Genomic DNA, 10,561 nt, shown 5'->3' with positions numbered 1-10,561 from the left:
ACTACACTTATTGTTTAGTCCCGGAAAAATTGTATTTTCCAATTTTATCCGGAACTTACAAGTAAGTGTGCACATGCTCATGCTGGGCACACACAAAGTGTATAAATCATTGGGCGGATAGTGCTAATTTTAAGGGCGTTACATCTAATAAACCTTGTAGCGGTTTGACAGGAAAGTGCTTCGAAATGCCCAACGCTTCATACACCAACCGTTGGCAACAAGTGTAAAAAGACAGACCAAGCAGATACGGTAACGATAGAATTGAAATAGGAAATAATTTAGCTTTTTGATAGGACAGTGCAAATTAGACGGAATTTATTTTGTTTTTTTCTTCCCCCCGCAAAAAGAAGAAAGAAACCCTACCCACATTGCACACATTTGCAAATCGCACCAGCCGACCCTCAAACCAAAATTTGCCAAAGAGTGCAATCTTCCCAACCCACCCTTACTACTATGGTACGTTTTACATTTCTTGTTATTTGTAAAAAAAAAGGTTAAAAACATTTGAAGTGTAAAAAAACAGTTATCTTTGTACCGAAAAACTAATTTAGTACAAAAAGAACATGAGTATTGACAATACCAAAGAATCAATTTTGGGCGTTGCTAATAAGTTATTCAGTCGCTTTGGGTTTCACAAAACCACAATGGACGAAATCGCAAAAATTGCCAGGAAAGCCAAAGGTTCCTTATATTATCATTTTGCAAGCAAGGAGGATTTATTTAGAGAAGTTGTATCAATTGAAATGGCGAACCTGAAAAATCAGCTGTCTTTTATTGTTAACAATCCTGATTTGAATTCTTCTGAAAAGGTAAAAAAATATCTCGTTAAAAGAATGGAGATTCTCAATTCTGCTGCAAATTACCATGAAACCTTGAAGGCTGATTTTTTTGAACATTTTCATTTCATTGATGATTTACGAATCGAATTAGATGCATGGGAAAAAGAAAACCTGAAAAAGTTGATTCTTCAAGGTGTTGAGACTGGTGAATTTGCTATTATTGGAGATATTGATGTTTTGTTAGACATATTCATTATGGTTATAAAAGGGCTTGAGATACCCTTTTTTCTACAAAATAAATATACGAAATACTCTCCTCATTTTGATGGTTTAATTGGAATACTCACAAAAGGTTTATCTCTATAATTTTTTTACATAAAACTGACTATAAAACGTTTTAAGTATAAAAATAAAAACAACAAAATATGAACAGATTTGCAGAAAGCATAGTAAAATTTAAATGGCTTATTATTTTAGCCGTTGCAGGATTAACAGTTTTCTTTAGTTATCAGGCAAATAACTTGCATATAAACGCTGATATAATAAGTTCTTTACCCGATGATGACCCTGCTGCCCGGTTGTACAAGGAGATAGGCACACAGTTTGGCGGAAACGATATGGGAATGATTGTTCTGGAAACTGATGATGTTTTTAAAGCAGAAGTCATTCAGCATGTAAAGCAAATTACTGACAGCCTTAAATATACCAATGGTGTTTCAACCGTTACAAGCTTAACCAATATTCTCGACATCAAAAGCTCTGAATGGGGTATTGAAATCGGCAAGCTGGTTGATGAGTATGATTTGCCCGTTGAACAATCGCAGTTAGACAGCCTGAAAAACTATGTTTTCTCCAAAGAAATGTACAAAGGAGCTGTTGTGTCGGAAGACGGAACGGCAACTGCAATTATGTTTACACTTCTCCCTGACGAAGATAAACAGGCTGTTGCAAAAGAAATTAAGGATAAAATTGAAACATTGGATTTGCCCGAAACAATTTACTTTGGCGGTCTGCCCATGATGATGAATGACATTAACGATTTGATTGTTTCGGATATTGTTTGGCTTATTCCCATCGTTTTTTTCGTTATAGCCATTATTTTATTGTTAAGTTTTAAATCTTTCAGATGGGTATTGTTGCCATTGCTCACAGCAGGTTTGGCCGTTATATGGACAATGGGTTTAATGGCAGTAACAGGGTATGAATTGACAATTATTTCAAATATAATCCCAGTTGTGCTGCTTGCTGTAGGAAGTGCTTATACAATTCATGTACTCAACAGTATTAACCACAATAAACTTGCAGACAGAAAACAGGCATTAGTTCAAGCACTTAGACATATTCTGGTTCCTGTAATACTGGCAGCAGTAACCACGGCCATCGGGTTTGTATCATTTGTTTTTGGGGCATACCTCACCATGATTAAAGACTTCGGGATATTTACAGCGCTGGGTACATTAATCGCCCTTGTGCTATCCATCTTTTTTGTTCCCGCACTTATTTCGGGGTTATCAATGTACAACAAAAAGACCGTCATCGAAAACGAAGAAAAGCAAACCATATTAACCCACAAAATTCTGCTGCCCTTAGTGAAATTTCTGTTTAAACATCCCAAATATACACTAATAGGTTGGGGAGTTCTGCTAATGTTATGCATTGGTGGCATATCTCTGATAAAAACCAGTGTAAACATGGCCGACTATTTTAAGAAAGATAATCCAACAAGGGTTGCAGAGGATGTTATGCAGAAAAAATTTGGCGGCTCATTACCGGTATTTGTTGTTTTTGAAGGTGATATGCAAAGCCCCGAGGTGCTGAAGATGATGATTAGTACCGAACATTTCATGAAGGAAGACCCGAATATTGAAATAACACAGTCGGTAGCAGACCTGATTGAACAAATGAACGATGCCATGGGTGAGGGTAAAAAAATACCCGACGACAAGGCAAAAATTGAACAATTATGGTTTCTGCTCGATGGGCAGGATGTTATGCCCCAACTCGTGAATGACAACCTTTCCAAAGGAATTATTCAATCTAAATTTGCATCGGTTGACAGTAAAGAACTTGAGGCGTTTACTGCAAAAATGAACCGGTTCATCGAGGAAAACCCAAACGAACATTGTAAAATTGAATTGACCGGGATGCCGTCGGTGTATGTTAAGCTCAACAGCAGTTTGATAAATAGCCAATATAACAGCTTGTTGATAGCTATCATCATGGTTGTATTAATTGTAGGCTTGATTTTACGCTCCGCTTCAAAAGGGATTTTTGCCGCCATACCCGTTGTTGCCACTATTATTGTTTTATTCGGGTTCATGGGTATAACCGGTATCCCCCTCGATATTGCTACCGTACTTGTGGCCAGCATTGCTTTGGGTATCGGCATCGATTATTCCATCCATGTAATTACCGGGTTCAATAAACATTTGATAAGCCACGGAGATGCTGAAAAAGCTATAGAAGAAACCATATTGCTTAGTGGGAAGGCGGTAATTATCAATGTCATATCGGTATCAGCAGGATTTTTAGTCCTTCTGTTTTCGCAAATCGTGCCATTGCAAAATTTCGGGTTACTTGTTGCCGTAAGCATGTTTGGTTCCGGGTTTGGGGCTTTAACGCTATTACCGGTTATTTTAATCCTTGTGAACAGAAAACGTAAAATAATAGCAAATAATCAATAATAATTAAAAAGTAAAAAGTATGAAATCAAGAATTCAAACAGCGGTAATGACCGCCATCATCGTAGCTGGAAGCGTTTTTTCAGCCAATGCACAGGATGCAAGCACCATTCTTAAAAAAATGGACAATGTGATGTACTCACCCAAAGACATGACAGGGAAAAATAAAATTATTCTGATAGACAAAAACGGGAAAGAGGAAATCCGTGAAGCCACCGTACAACAGAAAGGAAACGATAAGCGTATGTTTCGTTTTACTGCTCCTGCTTCGCAATCTGGCATTGCTGTGTTGTCATTGCCTAATGATGTAATGTATTTGTATTTACCCGCATTTGGTAAAGAAAGACGAATTGCAACCAGTGCTAAAAATCAAAACTTTGCAGGCACCGATTTTTCTTATGACGATATGGAATCTGTGCTATTCTCGGTAAAGTACACCCCAAAATTAGTGAAAACTGAAGGCAATGTATATGTATTGGAATTAACTCCTGTCGGTGGTAAATCGGATTATTCAAAAGTAATTGTACATGTGAATAAAACAGATTATTATCCTGAATTAATGGAGTATTACGACAAAGGCAATACAAAAGTAAAAGTAGCAAAATATACTTTCAAAAAAATAGGTGATTATTGGAATGCTTCGGAAATAGAAATGACCGACTTGAAGAAAAACCATAAAACCAAAATGCAAATGTCGGATGTAAAATACGACACGGGGTTGACAGATGATGATTTTACAGTAAGGAAGTTAAAACAATAGCTATACAAACACCAAAATAGCTTCATAACATGATAATCAACTATATAAACTCATACATCCCGGAAATAATTGTTCCAAATGATTTTTTTACAGACAATTACGATATTTCAGATGAAGTCATTATTTCCAAATGCGGTATTAAGCAAAGACGAAGAACTCGCCCCGAAGAAAATACAAATTCAATGGCGATTGAAGCCGTTAAAAAGGTTCTTTTCGAATCGCCTCTATCCTTAAATGAAATTGATTTAATAATCGGTGCAACATACACACCTTACGATACAGTAGGTACTTTGGCTCATGCAGTACAAAATCAATTCAATATTGCTAACGCTAAATGTTTTACTGTTGATTCTGCATGTTCTTCATTTATAAATGCACTTGAAATAGTTGATTGCTATTTTGTAAATAAAAAAGCAAGTAACGCTTTAATTATTGTTTCAGAAAACAATAGTGTTTATAATGACTATTCAGATGAAAAATCGGGTTTTTTGTGGGGCGATGGTGCAGCAGCAGTGGTTTTATCCAATGAAAGACATTCTAATGAAGATGTAGAAGTAATTGATATTAATACCACAGGATTAGGCAACATTGGCAAAAGTATAGAAGGCGTATACCTAAGACCTGGTAATGGAGGTATAAAAATGCCTTTTGGAAAAGACGTTTTTCAATATGCGTGTACTTATATGATACAGGAAACAGAACAAATATTACGCAAAAACGATATTTCTGTCAATCAGTTGAATTATTTCATCCCTCATCAGGCAAATGCCAGAATTACAGATTTTGTTGCGAAAAAATTAAAATTAAACACAGCACAAATTCTTACAAATATTGAACAATTCGGCAATACCGGTTCAGCAAGTACACCAATCGTGCTATCCCAAAATATGAGAAATTTTAAACCAAACGATTTGATTGTAATTTCTGTTTTTGGAGGTGGGTATTCAAGTGGGGCTGTTTTACTTAAAAAATTATAAACAGATAAATGAGAACGCTATCAGGATATATTCTCACAAATATTTTAGGATGGAAAATTAAAGGTGAATTTCCTGTTCTTAAAAAATCGGTTGTAATATTTGCTCCCCACACGAGTTACTGGGATGGCTTTTATGGAAAGCTTTACCTGATGCAATTAGGCATAAATTACAAATTTCTTTCAAAAAAAGAGTTTTTCAAATTTCCATTGAAATACTTTTTCCAAATTTTTGGTTCAATTCCAGTAGATAACACAAAAGAATATATTGATTATGTAGCCGGATTATTTAACAACAGCACAGAGCTGCATATAGTGTTATCGCCGGAAGGACATTTGGCGAAAGTCACACGTTGGAAAAAAGGATATTACTATATGGCAAATAGAGCAAATGTTCCAATTATTGTTGGATACATTGATTATAGGAAGAAAGAAATCGGAATTAAAAAAGTGATTTGCAATCCAACAGATATTAGTATAGTTAGAAAAGAGATTGCTGAATTGTACTCTGATGTTTGCGCAAAATATCCTGAAAATTTTTCACATGAACTAAAAGTATAGAACATGAAACGGAATGTGGCATTAGTACTATCAAGCGGTGGCTCAAGGGGGCTTGCCCATATCGGCGTTATCCACGAATTGGTGAAACAAGGCTTTCAAATAACTTCTGTTTCCGGCTCATCTATTGGGACGGTTATTGGAGGGCTTTATGCTATGGGGAAATTACATGAATATACCAAGTGGGTAAGTACCTTTAACAAAATGGATGTATGGGGCTTTATGGATTTTACACTTACAACAAATGGTTTATTGAAAGGGGAACGGGTTTTTGATAAAATGAAGACTTTTATCCCCGATATGAATATTGAAGATATGCCTATTCCCTTTGCTGCCGTTGCCACTGATATACTCCACGAAAAAGAAGTCGTTTTTACAAAAGGAAGTTTTTATGAGGCTGTCAGGGCATCTGTTGCAATTCCGGCTGTTTTTACACCGGTAAAATATAACAATACCATTCTTGTTGACGGTGGTATTCTAAATCCAATTCCTATCGAACATGTACGCCGAAAAAATGGTGATATCCTAATTGTAGTGAATCTATACGGTGAGAAAAAGGTTGATATTCCAAATGAAAAAAATATCGACAATGGATATTTAAACAGGTTGATAAACCCCTTGTTAACCTTAATTTCAACGGGAGACAAGAGCAGCAAAGGATATTACTCCCTTTTAAGCAGTACGACATCGGCAATGATACAAAAAATTGCAGAATTAAACATTGAAAAACATAAACCCGATTTGGTGATAAACATTCCCCACGATTCCGCCAGCACTTTTGACTTTTACAAAGCAAAAGAACTGATAGAGTTAGGAGAAAGTGCGGCAAAAGAGGCAATCACAAATTATTAGGGAAAATCGATAAGGAAATGAATGCAACAAAAGAATATATCAATATTCACAGGCTTATAAAAGAAAGCGATTCAAAGCTGCTGAAACGCTTACCCAACTTTATGATTTATCTGATTAAACTAATTATCAGACAAAATGAGATAAATCGAATTCTTTCTGCTTATGCTGATTACGAGGGTGTTGAATTTCTGTCAAAAATAAAAGATGAACTAAACATTAAGATTGAAATTGAAGGCATGGAGAATTTACCCGAAGACGGGAAATGCTTTTTTGTAGCAAACCATCCCTTTGGTTTTGTTGACGGTTTAGTACTAACAAAAACGGTTGGTAGCAAGTATGGCGATTTTAGGGCAATAGGTAACGAAGTATTTATACTTATTCCACACTTAAAGTCAAATATTGCTGCTGTTAACGTTTTCGGCGCAAACTCAAGAAGTTACCTTTTGGAATTAGAAAAAGTTTTTGCCTCAGATATACCTATTACTCACTTCCCTGCTGGTCTGGTTTCCAGAATAAAAGAAAGAAATATTGAGGACAGTGTTTGGCAGAAGGCATTTATAAATAAATCCATAGAATATCAGCGCGACATCGTTCCATTTTTCTTTTATGGCCGTAATTCCAGTTTATTCTATCTTATCTATATCATAAGGAAAGCACTGTGTATAAAAGCAAATATAGAGTTGGTTTTATTACCACATGAAATTTTTAACAAAAAGAACAAAACCATAAAAGTAAAAATTGGTAAACCAATTTCTTACCAGGTTTTTGACAAGAATAAAACACATTATGAATGGGCTCAGTTCGTAAAAGAACAGGTTTATAACTTAAAATCATCGCGATGAAAAAGGTTTCAGCAATTATTTGTGCATATAACGAAGAGAAAACACTAAAAGATGTCATCCTATCAGTTTCAGAATCTTTAATTGTTAGTGAGATTATTGTAGTTAATGATGGTTCTTCGGATAATACTAAGAAAATAATTGAGGAACTGCAGAAAGAAATTGAAATAACAGCCATTCATCTGGAAGAAAATAAGGGGAAAGGGTATGCAATGGCGGTAGCTGTTGAGAATGCTGTTTTTGACATTATGGTTTTTGTTGATGCCGACCAAAGAACTATACCCTCCGGCTACATTACCCAATTGGTATCACCGTTATTAAACAATAAGTGCGATATGGTTTTGGGCTATTCCACCGTAAATATTTTAAGTCAGGATGTAAATCCATTAAAGATTTTAACAGGCGAAAGAGCTTTATATAAAGCAGATATTACCCTCATACTCGATAAAATGAAGGAATCACGATTTGGTGTAGAAACCCTACTATATTTTTATTATTTATCGATTGGCAAATCAATAAAATTTATCAGATTAAAAGGTATGACACATAAGGATAAGTACAAGAAAATGACTTCGTTTAATGCAACAACAAGCTATATCAACGAAGGGTGGGAAATTACTTATACGGCGATGAAAAATTATGATTTATTGCTAAAAGCTATTGAAAGGCATGTAAGGAAGGGGATTAAACTATGAGAAAAATAGCAGCAATAATATGTGCCTTTAACGAGGAAAAAACTATTAAAGAAGTAACAGCTACTGCCTGCGATTACTTTTTTGATGAAATTATTGTTGTAAATGATGGTTCAACTGATAGAACAGCTGCTATTTTAGTTGAACTTTCTGGTTTACCAAGACTTAAATGTATAACCTTACCTGAAAACAAAGGTAAAGGTTACGCTATGGCAACCGGTGTTGAAAATTCAACAAGCGAGATTATCGTTTTTATTGATGCCGATTTGTCTAACCTGAAAGAAAAACATTTTGAACAGTTAATCACGCCTATTTTCAAGAATGAGTGCGATATGGTTTTGGGGCAGGCAACAGAAACCCTGATTAACTATAAATTCAACCCGTTCAAATCGTTTACGGGCGAAAGGGCTATGTTGAAGAAAGATATGCTGCCAATTTTGGAGGAAATTAAAACCTCAAAATTCGGTGTGGAAACCTTAATCAATCTTTACTTTCAAGCACATGAAAAAAGCGTTAAATATATTATGCTTGAAGGGTTAAAGCACCCAACGAAATTTGATAAAGCCAATAGCAAATCACAAGCAATAAAAGAATTTGTTTTGGAGGGGCATCAAATTGCATTAGCGGCGTTTAACAATTTTAATTTGTTAACAAAAATCGTTAGAAATCAAATCAAAAAAATATAGATTATGAAAACAATAAATTTAATTTTTTTTATGCTTCTGCTTGTTGCAGTTTCAAGCATAACTAATGCACAGGAAGACAACAGTCTTAAACTGTCAGGAGAATTGTTAACCGATGAACGTTTTTTACTTGAAGCACCTAACGATTGGGTGTGGAATGAAAACCGTCTGACCTTGAAACTCGATAAAAAGACAAAACGCTCAAAATTTTATAGCGAAGTATGGCTCAGAAATATTGGCTTGCCCATTATTACAAGTTCAAGCGATTTGTACAACAAAGGAATTGTTGACCCCTACAATTTGGAAATAAGGGAAGCCTACGTTCAACTATATGGTTTTCTTACCAAAAATTTAGATTTAACCATTGGTCGCCAACGCATTGTATGGGGAACTGCCGATAAATTAAATCCAACCGATAACCTCAATCCATTAGATTTGGAAGATATTCTCGATTTTGGACGCAGAAGAGGTTCTGATGCTATCAATTTGAACTATTATTTTAACAGCGATTTCTCTCTACAAGGAGTTTTTATTCCTTTTTTTCAACCAGCCAATATGCCGGTAGGAATTTTTGCTAATGCACTAAATCCTACAATGGAATTACCGCAAGGAATGGTATTAAAAGGAGTATCGGATACTATAATGACACCTCGTTATAATTTAGGTGAAAGTTCAACAGCCGGTTTAAAATTTAAAGGATTTGCCAAAGGAGTTGACTTTTCAGCGAGCTATGTTTGGGGCTACGATGGGTTACCTTTTGCCACAAGAAATACGTTAACCCCTATCGATGCTATGGGAGGTACAAATATTAACTCTCAACTTTCTTTTGCAAGAACCCACATAATTGGAGCTGATTTGGCAACAAGTATTGCAGGCATTGGATTTTGGGCTGAGGCAGCCGCCTTTCTTCCCGAAAGTGATGTGATAATGACAAACGACTTAACAGCGTTTTATCCAATGTCACCAACCCCTGTTACACAAGATTCACTAATCTTAGACAAAACAAAGCCATATATAAAATTTGTAGTGGGTGGTGATTACAATTTTTCAGATGGTTCTTATCTTAATTTTCAGTATATGCATGGATTTGTTCAGGAACGTGGGGCTGAAAACCTGAATGACTATTTCTTTTTGCGGTACGAAAAGAAATTTTTTAATGAAAAGTTAAAAGTAGCTCCTTTAGGAGGAGGTTTCATTATTACCGACTGGAGCAATATTAAAGACAATTATGCGCTTGTTTATATGCCGGAGATTGCATACCAAGCAACCGTCAATGCTGAAATAACATTATCAACAGTTATATTTGACGGAAAAGGAGATAATCTATTTGCTAATCTGAAAGACTATAATATGTGCATGTTAAAAGTGAAATATAGCTTTTAGTATTACATTTCATTTTTCATTTAGCTAATGCACAGTCGTAAGCACATTTGCAAGCCCACACGAGCCAACGCTCAAACCAAAGGCTTGCAAAAGAGCTTCCGCCTCTCCAGCCCGAGTAACCGCCTTTCAGGACGGTTTTAGGATTACCCACGCTCAAAAAAAAATAAATTTGTGCTTCGTGGATAGATTGGTGCAGATTAACAATGACAAGAATACAAAAGCTAAATAAATGATTAACAGGCTGATACAAATGAACACCAGTTGCCAATCGAGTAGACTGCCCCGCCAGCAGAAACTGACGGGGAAAGCCTCTCACACCACCGTACGTACGGGTCTCGTATACGGCGGTTCGTTAAATCAT

The 10,561-nt window shown here is 35.7% G+C and carries 10 protein-coding genes; all 10 read left to right on the top strand.

What is annotated here, in order from left to right; genetic code table 11:
- The first annotated feature begins 563 nt into the window (after positions 1 to 563).
- From CLV93_RS19900 to CLV93_RS19855, 10 genes are read left to right on the top strand one after another with little or no spacing between them, the layout of a single operon-like run.
- On the top strand, positions 564 to 1,145 hold the full coding sequence (locus CLV93_RS19900) for a TetR/AcrR family transcriptional regulator (RefSeq protein WP_106543992.1): 582 nt from the start codon (positions 564 to 566) through the stop codon (positions 1,143 to 1,145).
- 59 nt (positions 1,146 to 1,204) lie between these two features.
- Entirely contained in the window at positions 1,205 to 3,463 is a 2,259-nt protein-coding gene (locus CLV93_RS19895) for an efflux RND transporter permease subunit (protein ID WP_106543991.1), read from the top strand.
- A gap of 19 nt (positions 3,464 to 3,482) precedes the next feature.
- Positions 3,483 to 4,220 (top strand): outer membrane lipoprotein-sorting protein, encoded by a 738-nt coding sequence (locus tag CLV93_RS19890; RefSeq protein ID WP_106543990.1) that lies wholly within the window; start codon positions 3,483 to 3,485, stop codon positions 4,218 to 4,220.
- A 29-nt stretch (positions 4,221 to 4,249) separates the two neighbouring features.
- Complete coding sequence (locus CLV93_RS19885) at positions 4,250 to 5,197, top strand: 3-oxoacyl-ACP synthase III family protein (protein ID WP_106543989.1); 948 nt, start codon at positions 4,250 to 4,252, stop codon at positions 5,195 to 5,197.
- A gap of 8 nt (positions 5,198 to 5,205) precedes the next feature.
- Entirely contained in the window at positions 5,206 to 5,754 is a 549-nt protein-coding gene (locus tag CLV93_RS19880; RefSeq protein WP_106543988.1) for a 1-acyl-sn-glycerol-3-phosphate acyltransferase, read from the top strand.
- A 3-nt stretch (positions 5,755 to 5,757) separates the two neighbouring features.
- Positions 5,758 to 6,603 (top strand): patatin-like phospholipase family protein, encoded by an 846-nt coding sequence (locus CLV93_RS19875; RefSeq protein WP_106543987.1) that lies wholly within the window; start codon positions 5,758 to 5,760, stop codon positions 6,601 to 6,603.
- Between the two features lie 17 nt (positions 6,604 to 6,620).
- Complete coding sequence (glsA, locus tag CLV93_RS19870; RefSeq protein WP_106543986.1) at positions 6,621 to 7,445, top strand: glycerol acyltransferase; 825 nt, start codon at positions 6,621 to 6,623, stop codon at positions 7,443 to 7,445.
- Positions 7,442 to 8,137 (top strand): glycosyltransferase family 2 protein, encoded by a 696-nt coding sequence (locus CLV93_RS19865; RefSeq protein ID WP_106543985.1) that lies wholly within the window; start codon positions 7,442 to 7,444, stop codon positions 8,135 to 8,137. Before glsA ends, CLV93_RS19865 begins: the two co-directional genes overlap by 4 nt.
- Entirely contained in the window at positions 8,134 to 8,820 is a 687-nt protein-coding gene (locus tag CLV93_RS19860) for a glycosyltransferase family 2 protein (RefSeq protein ID WP_106543984.1), read from the top strand. Before CLV93_RS19865 ends, CLV93_RS19860 begins: the two co-directional genes overlap by 4 nt.
- A 3-nt stretch (positions 8,821 to 8,823) precedes the next feature.
- Positions 8,824 to 10,200, top strand: coding sequence for a DUF1302 family protein (locus CLV93_RS19855; protein ID WP_106543983.1), 1,377 nt, complete (start codon positions 8,824 to 8,826; stop codon positions 10,198 to 10,200).
- The last annotated feature ends 361 nt before the right edge of the window (positions 10,201 to 10,561 follow it).

Origin of the sequence: Prolixibacter denitrificans, assembly GCF_003014495.1 — a bacterium.
GTDB classification, from domain to species: domain Bacteria; phylum Bacteroidota; class Bacteroidia; order Bacteroidales; family Prolixibacteraceae; genus Prolixibacter; species Prolixibacter denitrificans.
This window is presented reverse-complemented; position numbering and strand designations above follow the sequence as displayed.